The sequence below is a fragment of the Bartonella schoenbuchensis R1 genome (assembly GCF_002022685.1).
Classification (GTDB): domain Bacteria; phylum Pseudomonadota; class Alphaproteobacteria; order Rhizobiales; family Rhizobiaceae; genus Bartonella; species Bartonella schoenbuchensis.
The window spans coordinates 567,918-587,345 of sequence record NZ_CP019789.1 but is presented as its reverse complement, the minus strand read 5'-3'; the positions used below and the strand labels follow the sequence as shown (position 1 = coordinate 587,345).

Sequence of the window (19,428 nt, the reverse complement as noted above, 5' to 3'; positions counted from 1 at the left end):
TGGAAAAAGTTAAATAAACTCCTTCCTGGATGACATTGATTTATAATAATTTTGGAAAACGGCCATTCATCGCTGCTTTTGTTATCAACCAATAACGATGAAGCTGCGATAAAGTTGCATCCTCTTGAAAAACTTTCTCTCCTAATTGCATCGTTCTTTGAAGAGATGCTGGTGTAATTGACAATGGAAGGAATGCTGGTTTGAGTGTTTTAGGTAAAGTGATAGAATGTTCGTAAAACTTGAGATAATGGTCTTTTGATAGCGCTACCATAGCTTTAATGATCTTATGTTTTTGCTCATTATTGATGTGATTGAACTCCAACTCTTCCCTTTCCATCCCCATAGCCTTTAACATATCAGAAGGGAAATAGCGTTGATATCGTGATTGCATAAGCGATAAAAGACGCAATATACCACTCAATGCTTGAGCAATTCCTCCATGTTCGTATGCTTTTGTAAAATTTTGCGCTGCATCAAAATCTAATATCTGGCATGCAAGCTGTAAAATTGTACTTGCTGTCTTACTACAATAAGCTTCAAGATCATGAATGGTTATCATTGGATCATTATAAAGATCAAAAACCCGCGCATCACAATAATGTAAAAAAGCTGTCTTAGGTAAATTAAACAAAGCTATTGTTGTCAATAAATCATCCAAAATTGGATTATGTTTATTATTTTTTATTTCACCATTGGCAATAGAATCATACCACCAACGTAATCGTATCTCACCAATAAGTGGATCGTGCACACTTTCACGAATACGAGCAATTTCTGCATTAAAAGCGTAAAGAGCAGCTAATGCCCAGCGCTTTTTTTTGGGTGCAAATAAAACTGATATATAGCGATCACGGTCTGTAGCGCGTAAAATATCAAGACAATAAGGGAGAAAATTTGTCATTCTACTGCAAACAACACTGCAGCAACTGCACGATTTTCAGCTAAAAGAACATTAAATGTACGCACTGCTGCCCCTGTACTCATAGTATCTGTTGAAATATGCTTTTCTCGTAAAAGTGCTCGTAATGTTTCAGGTAATCGCAATAATTCGACTCCAGTACCCACTAATAAAACTTCAATCTGATCTGCTTCTTCTAAAATACGAGAAATATCATCCTGAGTGGGTATAGGCTCTACCATATTAATACCGTAAACGCCCGATGGTACACACATAATAGAACCCCGATGTGACATATCAGCGAAACGAAAACCACCATTTCCATAAGCATCAATAGGTGCGCGTCCCGGAAAATGTGCTTCACGGATTTGAATTGCATGAAACATAATAAGCACCTTTTTTAAAACAAAACTGTCCTTTTTCCTCCCCCCAAAAACTAACAAAAGACCAATAATAAATTTAAGCCGCTATAATAGCTCTTATAACAACACTGACACAAAATCTTTTATCAATATTATCAAACAAAACAGGTGAATATACAAAAAAATATTACAACTGATATTTAAACAACTATGCCCAAAAGGAAGACTTATTTTAGTCTGTTTTCTTAAAAAATAAGTAATTTCAGTCATATAGCAATTATATTAATAGCTAAAACCATTCTAATCTTTTATTAATTTAACAACGACTATTCAAAAAAATATACTCTCATAGAATAATAATCAAAGATACAATCTTTATTATTGATTATAAATACCCCTAAAATAAAATGGCTTTTCTATGAAAAGCCATTTTGCCTCTATAAGGGTGAAAAATTCTACAAATGCAATTACAGTTTCGGTTTACTCTCCTTTGGTGCAACTTTCTCCTTCTTCGTTACTACCGTACTTGCTTTTTTTACAGTTTTAGCCACAGGTTTTTTAGGTGCCTTTACCTTAGCAGTAGATTTTGGCTTTTCTTCCGAAAGTGGCTCACCTTTAATACGAACATCAGCCAAAGTTGAACGAACAACACGAATGCGTACACTATCATTAATTTCAACCTCTAACTCACCCTGCTCATCATAAACCTTTGTAACTTTACCGATAATACCGCCACCTGTTACAACTGTATCACCACGGCGTACAGCATTAAGCATTTCCTGCCGCTTTTTCATTTGCGTACGCTGTGGGCGAATAATCAAAAAATACATAATAGCAAAAATCAGAATGAAAGGAACAAAGGTAATAAGCGACGACCCACCAGAAATGCCGCCTGCAGCCTGAGCATAAGCGTTAGTAATAAACATTTTGATCTCCTATAGATTAAACTTCATATATTTCCCCTCTACTAAAATAAGCTTTTGGCTTAGAGAAAGAAAAATTTCTTAGATACTATATATCCTAACCACTACATCATACAGTTTTAGCTTTTCCAAAGGAAATAAAACCTTAAAAGCTAAAACACAACAAATAAATACTTCTAAAAAACGATTTCATTCTGTCCAATACATACAAAAAAATATAAGATCTCTCATAAATTGAAAAAACAACTAATGTAAAATAATTTTTTGTTTCCAAAATTAGATCAATTGATCGCCAATTTTAATCGTATAATATCTTTCGCTTAAATGCTACCTGAGCTGATTATTTCGCTAAATTCCAGTAAATTATATTTCGGGCTTGTTAATAACGTCAATTGAGTTGACATAAACTTTATTTGCAATCTTTAACATAAAGAACATCTCACTGAAAACATGTAACAATCTGTTAAAGGACAGCCCATTTTATGGGGCTGTAGAACATATACAACACAGGCTAGTCATTAATGATTTAATAAATTATATAGTGTAATCAAAATACACTGGATATCGAAAAAACTCTTAAACTTATTGAAAATACTGTTTAAAAGCGTCACCCTTCTTACTTTATGACCCCCTTTAAAATAAGAAATACCACCTTATCATCTTCTGTAATAGTTTTTATTTATTATAATTAAAGCTTTAAAAACTACTTTGATAATAGTGTCAAAAACACTTTCAAAGTATCATGTTTCATGCAACATCAAAAAGGTACCATCTATGGCTACCATATATAACTGACAGGCAAGTACCTTATAGTTATTACTATTTCTGCACGACTATAAAAGATGATTCTCTAATCATTCTAGCTTTTAGCTTTTTTATAAATTGCAGTAAAAAATTACATTATAATGTGATGGATACTTACGGTACTCTTTTTATAATAGACTACAAAATAATTTAAAAAACTCATAATCACATCTTAGAATGAGCAATAACATACGAAAATCATTCTAATATTATAAAAATAGCAAAATTATAACAGATAAGAACTTGAACAACGACCTAATAAGCCGTTGTTTTAATACACAATCAAAAACAACTTAGAGAACCTTGAATTTTATATAATCAAATGACTCTTCGTTAATTTTCTAAATATTTGATAGGGTCAACAGGCACTGTGTCTTTACGGACTTCAAAATAGACGCGCGGCGTTGTAGCATCTCCTGAAACACCAGACTTAGCAATTTCATCACCACGTCGTACCTTTTGCCCTCTACTAACAACAAGTTTATCATTATGCCCATAAATAGTAATAATATTGTCTTCATGCCGAATCATGACAACATTGCCAAGTTCTTTTAATCCATCACTTGCATAGATAACGACACCATTTTCCGCTGCCTTTACTGATGAACCTTCAGGTACAGTAATTTCTATCCCTCGACTAACTACTGTTCCTTTCTTTTGACCAAAGTGACTTAACAAACGCCCTCGTACCGGCCAACGCATTTTAGAAATCCCTGTTGCTTGTGGAGCAACAACATCATCTGAATCAACCACTGTATCTGATAAAGCAGTTGCAGGTTTTTGCAGAGAAGAATCCTGCTTAACATTTGAGGGATCAGTCTTTGTCACAGATGTAGTTGTTACAGAAGTTCCATACGCAGATGATGGATCCTTTTTACTTTCAACAGAGGATACAGCTTTAGATGGAGTTGGAGATGAAGTTTGTGATGTTACTTGAGTATTATTGGGAGCATTTGGAGATATATTTGAAGATACACTTGCGCGTTCATTTGGGATAATGAGCACCTGACCAACATGGATAGAATGATTATTCATACCATTTGCTAATTTTAACGCCTCAACACTAACTCCTATTTGCCGTGCAATACTTAACAGGGTATCACCACTTTGTACAATATAAGACCCCTGCCTAGAAGTAGGAGGATTATTCACTTGTGAACGAGAAAGTGTTCCAAGATTTTGCGGTGGAGAACCCATAATTCGCCCATCAGATGAAAATTCTCTGTGCTTATCAGAATAAGATGTGGCTCCCTGTTCTAGAGAATCATACGAACTATCATTAACTCCTAAATCATAAGGTGACTCCACAGGTGGTAGCTCACTGCTTTGTATTACTCCACCTTCTGATAACATTTGTGGATCATCAGACATTGTTGTGAGTGTAGTCGATTGAGCAGGACCTTTATAAAAACCATCATAAAAACGCTGTGTACCAGAACTACAACCCGTTATTATCGTTACTACAACCCAAAGAACTATCCCCTGAAGACTATACCGCATAATGTTACTCAAAAATTCAAATATATGGTTTATTTATTGGCCAATACCCAACTCATTCTATTAAATCTTGCTAATATTACCTAAGAGTTAAAGATTGAATATTTTACCTATAAAAATTTCACAAAAAGACCAAAATGAATTTGTTATAAATAGAGCACATAGGTTTCTTCACAACCTCTTAACCTTAAAAATCAAAGTATTTCTGCAACGTTTTCAATAAAGGGTTGATAACGCACTTGAAACATTTCTGAACGTTCAAATTGGCTACCAATTTTCGTATAACGCATAACAGTTTGCACCCCTTCATCTGGCCCAATAGCTTGAATGAGAATTCCATTCCCGGCTAAAATTTCTAAAAATTCTTCCGGTTCATCAGAGCGTGATGGCCAAATAAGAATACGATCAAACGATCCAAAACTCGTAATACCTTTACTTGCGTCAATCTGCTGTACAACAATATTGTCAAGCCCTAAAGTTTGAAATCTTTGCCGTGCCAATTCAACAAGTGTTTTATAACGATCAATCGTTATCACTCGATCACTAAGACACGCCATAAGAGCAGTACAAAAACCAGAACCTGTACCAACTTCTAAAACACGGTGTTTTTTTTTCAACGATAACGCAGCGAGAATTAAAAGCTGTTCTTCTAAACGCTCAATATATTCACCACACTCAATTGGAATAATTTTATTATCATATGCACTCTTAAGCCAAGGAACAGCTACAAAATGATGACGTGGAATTTTCTCAAACGCAGCAAAAAAGCGCAGATCATCGACCCCTTTACTGCGCATTTTCAGTACAAGGCTTGCCAATTCTTCACGAAATTGTAAATTTTTCTTCTGCTCCATAATATCATTCGATTTTTAATGTAACGATTACTCTATTTACACGTGCATTACTTTTTAAAAGCATTCAAATTTTCTGATAAACGCTATTATCATTTATCGATAATAAACGTGTATTGGTGCTTATTCACACAAGTTAAATAGTAAGACGACTTATTCCCTTCATATAAGGCTGCAAAACATCTGGGACAATAACTGATCCATCAGCCTGCTGATAATTTTCAAGAATAGCAATAAGGCAACGACCAACAGCTGTGCCAGAACCATTCAGAGTATGCACAAAATGTAATGTTTTTTCACCTTTTGTACGATATCGAGCATTCATACGTCGCCCCTGAAAATCTCCACAGACTGAACAACTTGAAATTTCACGATAGCACCTCTGGCCTGGAAGCCAAACTTCAATATCATAGGTCTTACGGGCAGCAAACCCCATATCACCAGTAGAAAGAAGTACAGTACGAAAAGGCAACCCAAGTCGCTTCAATACATTTTCTGCACACTCTGTCATACGTTCCAATTCAATTAAGGATTGTTCCTCAGTGGTAATCGATACCATTTCTACCTTCCAAAACTGGTGCTGACGCAACATCCCACGTGTATCACGCCCAGCCGCTCCTGCTTCTGAACGAAAACAAGGTGTAAGAGAAGAAAACCGCAGAGGTAAATCTGATATATCAAGAACTTCACTATTTACTAAATTAACTAATGGTACTTCTGCTGTGGAAATAAGCCATTTGCCATCTGTAGTCTGAAAAAGATCGTCAGAAAATTTTGGTAATTGTCCTGCTCCATAAACAATTTCATCACGCACAAGAAGAGGTACTGAAACCTCTGTATAACCATGTTCATCCACATGCATATCAAGCATAAATTGGCCCAATGCACGCTCAAGACGCGCCAATGCCCCTGAAAGTACTGTAAAGCGTGCACCAGACAAACGACTTGCCTGCTCAAAATCCATCTGTTGAAGATTCTGACCAAGATCAAAATGTTCCTTCGGTGTAAAATCAAACGTCGTAGGTGTACCAAAGTGCCGAACGACAACGTTAGCGCTTTCATCTTTACCTTTTGGAACATCATTTAATGGAATATTTGGTATAGCTGAAAGAGTTTTTTCAAGATTTTCAGTCAATTGCTTTTCTTCCATTGAAGCAGAAGAAAGAAAATCTTTAATTTCTTCAACCTCTGCTTTAATACGTTCAGCATTTTTCTGATCACCCGCAGCTAATGCTTGCCCTATTTCTTTTGAAGCCACGTTGCGACGTTCTTGTGCACATTGTATTTTTGCAACGTGTGATCGACGTTCAAGATCAAGCTCTATCAACCTTTGAGCTTGTGGTTCAATCCCCCTATTTTTTAGAGCTGCGTCTAATTTTTCAGGATTTTCACGGATCCATTTAATATCGAGCATTAGAACTCCTTATTTGTATCGTTTCTATTTGATTGCTTATCATACAAAATATAAACTTCTATTAAGAGGATTTCTTTTTCCTATCCAGCAAGCAATTAAAATTGATATTTCATAAAGAATTATCGTCGGTAAAGCTACTGCAAACATAGAAAAAAATACGACGGTTTACCATAACCACAATTATAAAAGAAATCAGGATGACCCACTTTCATTTGGACGGCAACATATGAAATGTCAACAATCCAACTTTTGTTAACAAGCTAGCAATAAGAGGTAATTGAAAAATCAAACCAAAAATCCAGATAAATGGTGCATAAAGCTCAGATAATCAAAGATATGCGCTGTAAACTCTATTCTTTAATGAAGATTTAGAGAGAGGCTAAACTGAAGTATTATAGGCTATAGCTCATGACTATGAACAACAGATACCCTTAACTTTTTATCTCAATGCTTTTTTATCGCATATAAAAAACGTTTTTATCTTTTTCCAATTTATGAAATATCGTATTTACATCAAGACTGTCGTGAACATCCTTCACTACATCATGAATTGAATCAAAAACTTTCGTTAATTCTTTGTAAGGAATAAGAATTTTTGTTATCTGATAATGTCTTTTGCAAATCATTCAATTCAGTTTATTTCATTGTGTCATCAAACTGATGTCGAGATTCATTGGCTGTCGAATGTATATATTATTAGCCTTTATGATTACCTTAAAATGTTAGGCTAATCTTTTAATTTAACTACAATAATGAAAACAAGTAAGATAATTAAAAACTCTGCCCTATTAATCCTACATCCCACACATTGTTTATACTCGACTTCCTCACTTAAATGATTGATGCTAAATTATGATTTCGTCTTTGTGATTTCATATTATTTTTTAGAAACAGGCTTTTTCCTCTTTTAACAAAAGAAGAATTTCTTTTGGCATTTGACTTGCAAGTTCTACTGATAGTAATTGAATTTGTTGAGACCAACATCAATTTTATAGCATGAATGCTCAATATAAGTGATATTTCAAATATAATTATATTTTATTTGTATATTTCCTTCCTGAATGAAAGGTAACAAAACATCAATTGTCTCAAATTAATATTGTTACGCCATTTTCACTCTTATTCAGCAATATTTAATAAATCAAGCTAACTCAAAATTACGTATTTATTTAACAAAAGCTAAGAGACTTGAAAATTCTTCTCTTAAAGCAACCTCATCTGATAAATCAGGCTTCCCAACCCTAGCATGGGCATTATAAGCACGCTCTAATGCTTTTCCTGATAAAAACGGGGTAGCATGAGCAATGACAAGCATTTCTTCCAAATTACCATTACAATGAAGAACAATATTACAACCAGCTGCAAAAATTTTATGTGTTAAATCTGAAAGATTGTTCGAACATGTACTCTCTGAAAGAGCTTTCATTGACACATCATCTGTCATTAAAAGGCCATCAAAACCAATCTTTTTACGAATAATATCCTCTACAACTTTTTTAGACAGTGTTGCAGATACTTTATCGTCAATTGCCTCATAAACAATATGAGCAGTCATTGCAGCTGGAAAATCCGCTAAATTTCTAAAAGGCATAAAATCATACTGTTCTAAAATATCAAGGGTTGCATCTACGCGTGCCATTTTTAAGTGCGTATCGCACAATGTCCGACCATGTCCGGGGATATGTTTCATTACTGGTAAAACACCACCATCTAAAAGCCCCCTAGCAGCTGCACGCCCCAAAGCAGTAACCGTTTCTGGTTCCTGAGCATAAGCGCGCGTTCCAATAACATCATGAGCCCCTACCACTGGCACATCTAACAGTGGAAGACAGTTTGCATTAATGCCAAGTTTCATCAAATCAAAAGCATGAAGCCGTGACATAATCCAAGCAGCACGAAGCCCTGCTTCCTGATTTTTTTATAAATAGCTCCTAAAGTTGCAGCCGTTGGATAATTAGGTGCTAAAGGTGGGTGCAAGCGTTGCACCCTTTCCCCTTCCTGATCAATGAAAATAAAAATATCATCACGTCCGCTAACTTCACATAAAGATGCAGTAAGTGCTTTGATATCGTCTGCAGTGCTAATATTACGCGCAAATAAAATAAAAGCCCAAGGCTTATGCTCAGTAATAAATGCCTTTTCATCATTTGTTAGAACCGGACCTGAAATACCGGTAATCATGGCTTTCATTTCTAACATTATTATGAAACCTTAATGTTTATTTGATAATGATTCATCAATAAATTTTGAGTGAATTGAAAAGATTCTTTTTCCAAATATGATTTCATAAGTTTAAAAAACATTCTAACAAAATAATTCTATTTTTGTTTTACAAGCATTAATATTTTTCTATTGGAAAGCCAAACTTGCTTGTAATTATTTATTTGTATTCATCACTAGATATTTTCTAACGTTCTAAATTTTAAAACAACTAAAAACTCCGAATATTTTTCGCTATTAAAGTTTCTATTATAGAAAATTGTAAATTACAGATGATGAAAGAAAAAAGGAGGTAATTATTATTTTTAATAACATTTCACCAATCTGATATGGTTGAAATTTAATTATAAAGTTTAAGAGAGAGTATTCCCTTAGAAAAATGATTTTGAAAATCTTATTTATTCAAACATTTATAAAATAATAGAACTATCTCTATCATCCATGATGATTCACTATCTTTTGCTATAACTTTAAGCTTAGTGATAATAAAATTACTTAACCCTATAAATTAACACCTCAATTGGGATGACTGAGCTTGTACCTCTTAATTTTTCATTGGGTTGGTAAATGATCTCATTAACAATAAATCTGGTTTATATAAATAGCATTGATGTAAAGAATAATTTAATGGATAAATGCCAATACATAGCATTAAAGTTTTCCAGATGTATCAGCCTTTTTAATCAATATATGGCTTTTATAATAGAGCTCTTATTGATACACAAATTTATTATTTTACATCAAAAAAAGATTTTAAAAGAAATAAAAGAATCTTGGTCAGTCAATTATATATATGATAAAATTTTATTATGAATTATCGGCATATTTATCATGCTGGCAATTTTGCTGATGTTTTTAAACACATTATTGTCACACGCATTGTAGAATACCTCAAACGTAAAGAAAAAGCTTTTCGTGTTATAGATACGCATGCAGGAATTGGACTTTATAATCTCTCTTCCCTAGAAGCACATAAAACAGGAGAATGGCGTGATGGCGTGGGAAGGCTTTTGTCAACACCCATTCCGGAAGATGTGAAAACACTCTTACATCCATGGTGTAATGTTATCTATACAATGAATAAAGGAAACAAAGAGCTTATATTCTATCCTGGATCACCTATTTTTATCCGTCAACTATTGCGTAAGCAAGACCGGCTCACTGCAATTGAATTACACAAGGAAGATTACCAAACCTTAGCAGAAAACTTTGCCGGCGATTATCAAACAAAAGTTTTGCATTTAAATGGTTGGCTCTCTTTAAATTCTCACTTACCACCAAAAGAAAAACGTGGGTTTATTCTTGTTGACCCACCTTTTGAAAAACCTGGTGAATTTTCTCGTCTCATTGATGGGGTGGTGAAAGCATATCGACGTTTTTCTGGAGGTACTTATGCTTTATGGTATCCTGTTAAATACAATAAAGAAATTGAGAATTTTCTTCACGCTCTACATAAAACAGGAATTCCAAAAATTCTCCAGATTGAAATGCGTATTAGAAAAAAATTAACACCAACTACAATGAATGGGAGCGGTATGATTCTTATCAACCCTCCTTATCTTCTGGAAGAAGAAATCCAAAAACTTAGTCCTTTTCTTATCAACCGCCTTGGACAAGATAAGAGTGCGCAAATTACCTACAAATGGCTAGATAAAGAATAGTTATAATATGAAAGCATCTTACTTAAGAAAACACTCTTCACAATAAAGATAAATCTCATCAAACTGATTAGATAGAGAACTTACTCCACGACAGATTCTTCAACTTCTGAAGATGACCAAAACAGAAATGAATATGACTAAATAACAGTGTAAATTTGATTTTCTTTTTTACAAAACCATTCTAAAAATCTCTGGTAATCAGATCGTAATTAGACTTATTCTTTCAATCAATTTATAGGTAAGATAGGCCAGCTCATAAATTGCCTTATGGAATTAGCTTGGTGTTCTTTTGTCTAAAATGATAACTAAAAATCATAGAATTTATACTATAATGCGCTTATTTATTGGGAGATAAAATTTCAAACAAACAAACAATAATACTTGACAGAAAACAACATTTCATGTGGCAAACGCAAAATCTTGTTGGAAAAATTGAATGACCCTGAAAAACGATACATCCTGTCTTCCAAATAAAGAAAAAAAACTATCTTTTCTGTCTAACATCATATGGGACAATGCTCACCAAAGAAATGATAACCATAAACTTAAAGGAACTGCACTTATACAAGAATTTGTTAAACACCTTCCTCATAAACCAGGGGTTTATCGAATGTTTAATGAAAATGGTGACGTTCTCTATGTTGGTAAAGCACGGAATTTAAAAAAACGCGTTTCAAGCTATACTCGTGAACAAGGGCATAATAACCGTATTATCCGTATGATTAGTGCGACATATCATATGGAATTTGTTGTTACCCATACAGAGACAGAAGCATTACTTTTAGAAGCTAACCTCATCAAAAGATTACACCCACGTTTTAATGTATTACTGCGCGATGACAAAAGCTTTCCCTATATCATTATCACTGATGATCACCGAGCACCTGCACTTTACAAACATCGTGGTGCTCGAACACGAAAAGCCCATTATTTTGGTCCTTTTGCCTCTTCGGGTGCTGTTGCACAAACAATCAACGCTTTGCAACGTGCTTTTTTATTAAGAACTTGTGCTGATTCAGTTTTTAACAATCGCACACGACCTTGTTTGCTTTATCAAATTAAGCGATGTTCAGCCCCTTGTACACATGAAATCAATGATAGCGATTATATAAAACTGGTTCAAAAAGCAAAGGCTTTCCTTTCTGGAAAAAGCCAATCGGTAAAAAAAGATATGGCTCAAGCTATGCATAAAGCCTCAGAAAATCTTGATTTTGAACAAGCGATTGCTTATCGCGACCGTTTATCAGCCCTTTCTCATATACAAAGCCATCAAGGCATTAATCCTCAAACGGTAAAAGAAGCGGATGTATTTGCAATTGCACAACAAGGAGGAATGACCTGTATTCAAGTGTTTTTTTTCCGCATGGGGCAAAATTGGGGAAATCGAGCTTATTTTCCAAAAGCAGATTCATCTTTCTCTAATGCTGAGATTTTAATGAGTTTTATCACTCAATTTTATGATGATAAACCAATTCCAAAACTCATCCTTTTATCGGAAAAAATTGAAGAAGAAGCACTTCTTACAGAAGCATTAAATCTAAAAGCAAATCACAAAATATCTCTATCCTTACCGCAAAAAGGTGAACGCAAATCTCTTGTTAATCACGCTTATACTAATGCTTATGAAGCGCTGGGACGCAAACTTGCTGAAACAGCAACACATATAAAACTCCTTCAAGGTGTTGCTGAAACATTTCAACTACCTCATACTCCACGGCGCATAGAAATCTATGATAATTCACATATCATGGGTACCAATGCGGTAGGTGCGATGGTTGTTTTCGATCAAACAGGATTTATTAAAAATCAATATCGCAAATTCAACATTCGTTCGACTGATATTACACCTGGTGATGATTTTGGCATGATGAAAGAAGTTATTGAACGAAGATTTTCACGCCTTATTAAAGAACATGGCTTGCCCAATAGAAACAAAGATACAAAAAATGATAGTGATAATTCTTTCCCCATTTGGCCTGATCTTATCTTAATTGATGGTGGTGAAGGACAAATAAATGTCGTTCGTACATTATTATCTCAATTGGGATTAGATGATTTTGTCACAGCAATCGGTATAGCAAAAGGTGCTAACCGTAACGCCGGTCGTGAACGATTTTTTATAAAAGGAAAACCACCTTTCACACTGCCCTCACACGATCCTATTCTTTATTTTTTGCAACGTTTACGTGATGAAGCACACCGTTTTGCGATCGAAACCCATAGAGCAAAACGAAAAAAAGAAACATTCAAAAATTTACTTGATGAAATCGAAAATATAGGCCCCACAAGAAAATCCGCTTTGCTTAACCATTTTGGAAGCACCAAAGCCATTGCCAACGCTTCTGTTGAAGATTTAAACAAAGTAGCAGGTATTTCCACCGCAATGGCACAAAAAATTCATAACCATTTTAATGAAAAATAAGGACTTGCTTCATATTCATTGCCTTGTTACGTTTATAAAACATGCTGTACTTCACAAAGGATTGAAAACGGCTCGATGGAAAATCATACTTTTTCTTTTCCAAATATTCTGACTTATGCACGAATTGTCGCGGTTCCATTAGTTGTTGCGTGTTTTTTTTTAGAAGGACGGCTACAATCAAGTGATATTGGGCGTTGGATTGCTGTTTTTATTTTTGTGATTGCATCTATTACAGATTTTTTGGATGGTTATCTTGCCCGTATTTGGAAACAAACATCCAATATCGGCCGTATGTTAGATCCAATTGCAGATAAACTGCTTGTCTCATCATGTTTGCTCTTACTTGCTGCAGATAGCACTATTGCTGGATGGACACTTTGGGCAGCCATTATCATTCTTTGTAGGGAAATTCTTGTATCAGGATTACGTGAATATTTGGTTGAATTAAAAGTTAGTGTTCCTGTCTCTCGTCTTGCAAAATGGAAAACTTCTGTACAAATGGTAGCCATTGTCTTTCTCTTAGCGGGCCCAGCCGGTAATAAAATTTTCCCTTATACAATGGAATTTGGCATAATTATGCTATGGATTGCAGCTCTTCTCACATTATGGACAGGGTGGGACTATTTTCGTGCAGGCTTAAAACACGTTATTACATAAAAGATAAATGATAAAATTGTGGCTTAATTAGCGGTTAGAAAAATATTCGACACTATGTACTGAAATGTAATGTTTTAATATCAATGGTAAAATCGGAAAATATGCAAATAATAAAATAAAGCCATTGATTACAATTATGCATTTTTGAGCTTTTGTCATGATAAAATACCCCATTGCATATATTTGAAATGGAGTATTATCTCAAAACAATCGAAAAATTTATATGATATTTATATTATGAACTTTTGAATAAAGATTTATAACTTAGCAGAAAAAATCCTGAATACTATTTCAGGATTTTCCACTTTCCGCACATGCTTTCATTAACCAACGATTTCAATATCGGAAAACCAATAAGCTATTTCTGTTTTTGCAGATTCAGCACTATCTGAACCATGAACAGAATTTTCACCAATCGACAAGGCATATGCTTTACGAATTGTCCCTTCCTGTGCATCAGCAGGATTCGTAGCCCCCATAATTTCACGGTTTTTCGCGATTGCATCTTCACCTTCCAAAACCTGAACAACAGTTGGACCAGAAGACATAAATTGTACTAACTCTCCAAAGAAAGGGCGTTCTTTATGAACCGCATAAAACCCTTCAGCTTCATGTTGACTCATCCACACACGCTTAGATGCAATAACACGCAAACCTGCATCTTCAAGCATTTTAGTAATTGCTCCTGTTAAATTACGACGCGTTGCATCGGGTTTAATCATCGAAAAAGTACGTTCTACAGCCATTTGATTACCTTTAATTTCATAAAAAATTATCTTGTTATTCTATAAGGAGCCTTTTGCCAAGTAACCGTTAGTGAATTTATATCAATTTTAAAATTGCATATTTTTACAAAACTTATCTCTATAAAATAGAAATGCTATCGGTCAATGACTTCACACCCACAAAATCATCTTCTATTTTCTACAGGTCAAATCATTCATATGTTTCAAAAGCAGGCAAAACAAAGACTCCTTTCTCATTCTATGAGATTTTATTTGACTTAAGAATACCTCGTTTGTTCTAAAATATGCCCTTAAGATCAAGGATTAAATAGGAGGACAAAATACATTTTTTCAAAAATAGGCCCCACATTGAAGCATTTATTTGCAATAAACAAATACATATCTAAAGTTGATCAAAGAACAAATAATCGCATACTTAAAAACTATAGCGCATACCCAAAATCCCCTGAAGTGACTGCGTCATTTTATGACCTTTAAGATATTGAGCTTCTGTGTAAAATGTTAAATTTTTGCTGACAAAACTATTCAAACCTATTGCCAATTTACCTGCATTGTCAGACAAGTCCGTAATAAATTTATGCCGCTTATTAATCATTGTATGATTACTATCTATATACTCACGCAACCAAGCGGCCGTTACATAACCTATTAATGAAGCATTTGCATTAAAGTTAAATGCACGCCTAATAGATAAACCAATTTCACTACGTAATGAAGTAGAGGAGCTTATATCACCTATCATACCATTGGAAAGCTGTATTTCTTTATCTTTAACCTGTAACCATGTAAATTGGCTATAAGGTCGCACCCAAGTGCTTTGCCCTGTTTGAAAAAGATAACCTCCTTCCAAGGATGTACCTATCGCCCATTGGTTATAGTCTCCTTGGATAGCTAAGCCACTTGTAGAAACTGCTTTAAGATGATTTTGGTAACGATTATATTTCAAAATACTATCCAAATACCAACCATATTCATTTAAATAGGTCGCATAAGTTCCAAAGCTATAAGTATTTATACCACTGACGCCACGACGAACATGATTAATACGTGCTTGATCATAACTGCCAAAACCACCAATATAGAGATTTCCATATAGTAACTGTGTTACCCAATCAGTACCCAACATTATCCCTGTTTGATCCAACTTAAAGTGTGTATGACCTGTAGCAATTTGTTCTTTGTTCTTGATCGTATATGTCCAGAAAGCTGCATTCTTCCTATTTCTCTCTAAAATACCCCTTCCAGCACGCAAACTTTGTAACTCATTGTTAAAAACAAGTTCAGGAGCAACCGCTAGAGATAGTACTGCATCAGTTGAAGGAGTAGTTAAAAAATCAGAAGCTTGCGGTTCCTCTAAATCAAGCTCCAAAGAGTTTGGTTGATACTGACTTAAGTGCCGACGAGAACGTTTCTGAGATTTAAGCTGAGTATTCTGATCTTCTGCAGATAGAGTAGTTGACAGATTAGAAACCTGCTGACTTTCTGAGCTAAGTACTGAAGCATCAGACTCATCCTGACTCACATGCCGAGGAGGACGCCTTCGAGGTTTAGGTTCAGTAATCTGATCTTCAAGAGATGGAGCAGTTGACGGATTATCATCCTGTAGACTTTCTGAGCCGAGTACTGAAATATCGAAATCATGCTGATTCACGTACCGACGAGATCGGCTCTGTGTTTTAGGAATGTTTGCACCCAAATACCAAATTTTTTCATTTTTTCCAGTTTTCATGCTTTCTCTACAATACAAACCATACACATAGGTTCCAGCATCAAAAACATTAGTATTGTGACCAGATCGATCTACCAAAGTAAACTTAGCTTTCCCACTTTTATCGGTAATTAAATTGAGTCCAGTAACTACATGATTATCTTGCAAGAAAAAATTTGTAATTTCGGCACCTGAATCAGTAACGCTTATTTTATGGTTACCTGCACCATTATCAATTAAAAGATAATCACTACGACCTCCCATATTACTCAAATTAAACTGGAAATGTAAACCACCTGAAAGATTTGTAACGTGAAGATGTAAATGGTGAGGATCATACCCGACAAAAGCGAAACTAACGGTTCCACTCCCACTTAAATCGTCAATGTTAATCCGAGAGTTGTTTTTATCATTCCACATACCAACAGAAAACAACGGTATATTTTGCCTATTTACAGTGATCTTTTCTTCCGTAATATGACTTGTAGGATCACCAGCATAAAGATGAAGATATCCACCATTATTAACTATTGTTTTTCCTTTTAATGTTGCGCCAGCATACACCCATGAATTAGCGGAATCATTAATTGTTAGATTTTTTACAACACCACCCCAATACACTACTTGAACAGCGTGCTCTTTTAAAATAACGTCGTTGGCCTCGCCTTCCGCCAAAACGTGTTGCCTACCATTTTTAGATACTTCAACTTGTGAAGCACTCCCCCTTTTTTTGTTCGTACTTTATAAATATTTTGCTCTCCATCTTTCATAACTTTCGTATTCCAGGCTTCCCCACCATCATACACATTTTGTTGACCCCAAATTCCATCTTTACCAGAAACTACTGCATCATAAGCACTACTATTCCTAAACGTCCTTGTAGAACTATCCTGATTAAAAATAAACTGTGAACCCCCTTCGATTTTAGTTTCAATTGCCTTCCCCTGATTCGTAACAAGTTGTTTTCCACCTTTATGAATAGTAGCATTACTTGAAATTCCGCTATTCTGGACAATTTCAATACCTCCTTTCTTAATTTTGGTATTCTGACTGATACCCCAAGAGGTAGTGTGTGTGGAATCGACCAGTGTTTGCCCATGGAATAAATTTTTTAATAGATTACGTTTTAGTAATTGGTCAAAGTAATTCGAACTATCTTCACGTGCATTTACATTTTGTATGAGAAGACTACTCATTAATAATATCGAAACATTTAGTCTGTATTTGTGCTGCACAATCTACACTCCATTATCAATAATTAAATAAACACCCCTCCTTCTTAACAGAGCGTTCCTGTTTATATCATAATGTGTTTTATTTATGTCATAATGTTCTTTATGTGCAGCGATAATAAATTTTAATCAGAAATTGCTAAAGCACTTTTCAACGGATTTCTTTAGCTTGTAAAAGCAAATCCGTGTAGAAAAAATGAAAACAATATTCTTTATTTAAAAATACAAAATGAAACAATTGAGAGATTAAACCGTTTATGCAGAATGATATACCTCTATCCTCCTGCTGCTTTTAAAAAAAGATTTCTTATTACATTTAATCTAACGCTAAATTTAATAAATAGCATGATTAGTAGTAACAATACGTATTCCCTCACTCTTATCATGCCCTATTATTATTCTTATACAATTAAATCGTAACAATACTGACTCGACACTAATATGAAATTCTTATAACTATTAAAATCTTATCTTAATATTTTAAATATCTATATTAAAAGGAATATCCTATTCATGTCTATAAGCGTAGAAAGACAGCGCGTAAATCAAACAAATTCACCTATTCGAATTTTGTTAGCAAGCCTTGTTGGCACAACAATTGAATATTTCGACTTTTATATTTTTGCAACTGCTGCAGCTCTTGTATTTCCTTATTTGTTTTTTCCACCGCAAAACAATCAACTGGCTATTCTACAATCTTTCCTTGTTTTTGGTGTCGCTTTTTTTGCCCGCCCTCTCGGATCTATTATTTTTGGACATTTTGGTGACAAAATCGGACGGAAAGCAACACTTGTCGCTGCTCTTCTCACAATGGGTATTTCAACAGTTATTATTGGCATTCTTCCCACTTATGAAACAGTCGGTTGGTGGGCGCCTTTTCTTTTAACTATGTGCCGTCTTGGTCAAGGAATTGGATTAGGAGGAGAATGGGGTGGAGCTGTTCTGCTTGCAACAGAAAATGCTCCACCGGAAAAACGTGGTTGGTATGCAATGTTTCCCCAATTAGGATCTCCAGCCGGTTTACTTTTATCTATTGCAGTTTATTTTGGGCTGTGGAACACACTTGACTCTGACCAACTTTTCACGTGGGGATGGCGTATTCCATTCATTGCTTCAGCTTTTCTCGTCATCTTAGGATTATGGGTGCGCACTTCAATTGGTGAAACACTTGAATTTAAAAAAGCACTTGATCATGAAGAGCGTGTCAAAGTACCCGTTATCAATGTGTTCTTCAAACATCCCCGGATTGTGCTTCTTGGTACATTTGCCAGCATGACAGCATTTGTCTTATTTTATTTGGTCACTGCCTATTTATTAAGTTATTCAAAAAATCATCTGCAATTACCATTTAATCAAACACTACAAATAGAGATGATTGGAGCTATTGTTTTTGGCCTTTCTATTGCCCTCACAGGAAAATTCGCTGATCGTATTAAGCGCAGAACTTTGATGATTTGGGTAACAATAAGTACTGGTATTTACTCTTTTGCAATTCCTTACTTTCTACATTCTGGAATTGTAGGCGTTCTTGCAATGTCTATCATTGGCTTAATGCTTTTAGGGATTACATATAGCCCGTTGGGTACCATTCTTGCATCACCATTCCCAACAGCTATTCGGTACACTGGTGTATCCTTAACATTCAATTTAGCTGGTATTGTTGGCGGATCTTTTGCACCTTATATTGCAGAATCTTTGGTGCAGCATTTTGATGTAACTTACGTTGGCTATTATCTCCTCTTTTCTGCTTTTATTTCACTTATTTGCTTTATTTGCTTTACAGATAAAGAGATATCTTACTAAGATACAATGAAATATAATAAAATTAACGCTGGCGGCAGAAATGCCGCCAATTTTATTTTTAAAGACATTGGTCGAGGCACACTCCACCATAAGACCCCAGCAAACAATACACAAAGAAAAAAGAATAAAATATCTGCAATGTAATCAATATAAATGATAGAAAATATTTGTGATAGAATATGCGTTGTACCCAACCATGAAACACAAAAAAAAGCCAGCATTACTGACCA

The 19,428-nt window shown here is 34.8% G+C and carries 14 protein-coding genes and 2 pseudogenes; 4 read left to right on the top strand and 12 right to left on the bottom strand.

Features of this window, described 5'->3' with window-relative positions; genetic code table 11:
* Nucleotides 1-40: 40 nt before the first annotated feature.
* The 8 genes and pseudogenes from BscR1v2_RS02375 to BscR1v2_RS02340 form a co-directional block, all read right to left on the bottom strand.
* Nucleotides 41-901: a phytoene/squalene synthase family protein gene (locus BscR1v2_RS02375; protein WP_078689601.1), complete on the bottom strand. Its 861-nt coding sequence runs from the start codon at nucleotides 899-901 to the stop codon at nucleotides 41-43.
* Complete coding sequence (locus tag BscR1v2_RS02370) at nucleotides 898-1,284, bottom strand: Mth938-like domain-containing protein (RefSeq protein WP_010703589.1); 387 nt, start codon at nucleotides 1,282-1,284, stop codon at nucleotides 898-900. Before BscR1v2_RS02370 ends, BscR1v2_RS02375 begins: the two co-directional genes overlap by 4 nt.
* Nucleotides 1,285-1,727: 443 nt before the next feature.
* Nucleotides 1,728-2,186, bottom strand: coding sequence for a preprotein translocase subunit YajC (gene yajC / locus BscR1v2_RS02365; protein WP_078689600.1), 459 nt, complete (start codon nucleotides 2,184-2,186; stop codon nucleotides 1,728-1,730).
* Nucleotides 2,187-3,320: 1,134 nt separating this feature from the next.
* On the bottom strand, nucleotides 3,321-4,487 hold the full coding sequence (locus BscR1v2_RS02360; protein ID WP_078689599.1) for a M23 family metallopeptidase: 1,167 nt from the start codon (nucleotides 4,485-4,487) through the stop codon (nucleotides 3,321-3,323).
* Nucleotides 4,488-4,678: 191 nt separating this feature from the next.
* Entirely contained in the window at nucleotides 4,679-5,338 is a 660-nt protein-coding gene (locus BscR1v2_RS02355) for a protein-L-isoaspartate(D-aspartate) O-methyltransferase (protein ID WP_078689597.1), read from the bottom strand.
* Nucleotides 5,339-5,471: 133 nt separating this feature from the next.
* Entirely contained in the window at nucleotides 5,472-6,749 is a 1,278-nt protein-coding gene (serS, locus tag BscR1v2_RS02350; protein ID WP_078689596.1) for a serine--tRNA ligase, read from the bottom strand.
* A 39-nt stretch (nucleotides 6,750-6,788) separates the two neighbouring features.
* A pseudogene (locus BscR1v2_RS08180) lies at nucleotides 6,789-7,148 on the bottom strand (twin-arginine translocase subunit TatC); the annotation flags it as partial.
* A 766-nt stretch (nucleotides 7,149-7,914) separates the two neighbouring features.
* Nucleotides 7,915-8,948: pseudogene (locus tag BscR1v2_RS02340) on the bottom strand (glycoside hydrolase family 3 N-terminal domain-containing protein).
* Between the two features lie 830 nt (nucleotides 8,949-9,778).
* On the opposite strand from BscR1v2_RS02340, the gene BscR1v2_RS02330 reads away from it, so the two are divergent.
* The 3 genes from BscR1v2_RS02330 (at nucleotide 9,779) to pgsA (ending at nucleotide 13,709) form a co-directional block, all read left to right on the top strand.
* Nucleotides 9,779-10,630 carry a 23S rRNA (adenine(2030)-N(6))-methyltransferase RlmJ gene (locus BscR1v2_RS02330; RefSeq protein WP_078689594.1) on the top strand — a complete coding sequence of 284 codons (852 nt, stop codon included), beginning with the start codon at nucleotides 9,779-9,781 and terminating at the stop codon, nucleotides 10,628-10,630.
* Between the two features lie 436 nt (nucleotides 10,631-11,066).
* Complete coding sequence (gene uvrC / locus BscR1v2_RS02325) at nucleotides 11,067-13,052, top strand: excinuclease ABC subunit UvrC (protein ID WP_078689593.1); 1,986 nt, start codon at nucleotides 11,067-11,069, stop codon at nucleotides 13,050-13,052.
* A gap of 75 nt (nucleotides 13,053-13,127) precedes the next feature.
* Nucleotides 13,128-13,709, top strand: coding sequence for a CDP-diacylglycerol--glycerol-3-phosphate 3-phosphatidyltransferase (gene pgsA, locus BscR1v2_RS02320; RefSeq protein ID WP_010703580.1), 582 nt, complete (start codon nucleotides 13,128-13,130; stop codon nucleotides 13,707-13,709).
* A gap of 323 nt (nucleotides 13,710-14,032) precedes the next feature.
* Here pgsA and ndk read toward each other — a convergent pair whose 3' ends face one another.
* From ndk to BscR1v2_RS08485, 3 genes are all read right to left on the bottom strand, one after another.
* Nucleotides 14,033-14,455 (bottom strand): nucleoside-diphosphate kinase, encoded by a 423-nt coding sequence (ndk, locus tag BscR1v2_RS02315; RefSeq protein WP_078689592.1) that lies wholly within the window; start codon nucleotides 14,453-14,455, stop codon nucleotides 14,033-14,035.
* A 415-nt stretch (nucleotides 14,456-14,870) separates the two neighbouring features.
* The gene (gene bafA / locus BscR1v2_RS02310; RefSeq protein ID WP_335617882.1) at nucleotides 14,871-16,838 is read right to left on the bottom strand and encodes a BafA family autotransporter; all 1,968 of its coding nucleotides are present in this window, start codon (nucleotides 16,836-16,838) and stop codon (nucleotides 14,871-14,873) included.
* Complete coding sequence (locus tag BscR1v2_RS08485; RefSeq protein WP_335617881.1) at nucleotides 16,805-17,398, bottom strand: hypothetical protein; 594 nt, start codon at nucleotides 17,396-17,398, stop codon at nucleotides 16,805-16,807. Before BscR1v2_RS08485 ends, bafA begins: the two co-directional genes overlap by 34 nt.
* Nucleotides 17,399-17,908: 510 nt before the next feature.
* On the opposite strand from BscR1v2_RS08485, the gene BscR1v2_RS02305 reads away from it, so the two are divergent.
* On the top strand, nucleotides 17,909-19,198 hold the full coding sequence (locus BscR1v2_RS02305; RefSeq protein ID WP_078689591.1) for an MFS transporter: 1,290 nt from the start codon (nucleotides 17,909-17,911) through the stop codon (nucleotides 19,196-19,198).
* Here the strand turns inward: BscR1v2_RS02305 and BscR1v2_RS08175 are convergent.
* Nucleotides 19,195-19,419, bottom strand: coding sequence for a hypothetical protein (locus tag BscR1v2_RS08175; protein WP_078690296.1), 225 nt, complete (start codon nucleotides 19,417-19,419; stop codon nucleotides 19,195-19,197). The two genes, BscR1v2_RS02305 and BscR1v2_RS08175, sit on opposite strands and share 4 nt — an antisense overlap.
* Nucleotides 19,420-19,428: the final 9 nt, after the last annotated feature.

What these genes read in the sequence shown, in the direction of transcription:
- BscR1v2_RS02375 (WP_078689601.1), bottom strand. Translation starts at nt 901, where the DNA reads ATGACAAATTTTCTCCCTTATTGTCTTGATATTTTACGCGCTACAGAC.
- BscR1v2_RS02370 (WP_010703589.1), bottom strand. Translation starts at nt 1,284, where the DNA reads ATGTTTCATGCAATTCAAATCCGTGAAGCACATTTTCCGGGACGCGCA.
- yajC (WP_078689600.1), bottom strand. Translation starts at nt 2,186, where the DNA reads ATGTTTATTACTAACGCTTATGCTCAGGCTGCAGGCGGCATTTCTGGT.
- BscR1v2_RS02360 (WP_078689599.1), bottom strand. Translation starts at nt 4,487, where the DNA reads ATGCGGTATAGTCTTCAGGGGATAGTTCTTTGGGTTGTAGTAACGATA.
- BscR1v2_RS02355 (WP_078689597.1), bottom strand. Translation starts at nt 5,338, where the DNA reads ATGGAGCAGAAGAAAAATTTACAATTTCGTGAAGAATTGGCAAGCCTT.
- serS (WP_078689596.1), bottom strand. Translation starts at nt 6,749, where the DNA reads ATGCTCGATATTAAATGGATCCGTGAAAATCCTGAAAAATTAGACGCA.
- BscR1v2_RS02330 (WP_078689594.1), top strand. Translation starts at nt 9,779, where the DNA reads ATGAATTATCGGCATATTTATCATGCTGGCAATTTTGCTGATGTTTTT.
- uvrC (WP_078689593.1), top strand. Translation starts at nt 11,067, where the DNA reads ATGACCCTGAAAAACGATACATCCTGTCTTCCAAATAAAGAAAAAAAA.
- pgsA (WP_010703580.1), top strand. Translation starts at nt 13,128, where the DNA reads ATGGAAAATCATACTTTTTCTTTTCCAAATATTCTGACTTATGCACGA.
- ndk (WP_078689592.1), bottom strand. Translation starts at nt 14,455, where the DNA reads ATGGCTGTAGAACGTACTTTTTCGATGATTAAACCCGATGCAACGCGT.
- BscR1v2_RS02305 (WP_078689591.1), top strand. Translation starts at nt 17,909, where the DNA reads ATGTCTATAAGCGTAGAAAGACAGCGCGTAAATCAAACAAATTCACCT.
- BscR1v2_RS08175 (WP_078690296.1), bottom strand. Translation starts at nt 19,419, where the DNA reads ATGCTGGCTTTTTTTTGTGTTTCATGGTTGGGTACAACGCATATTCTA.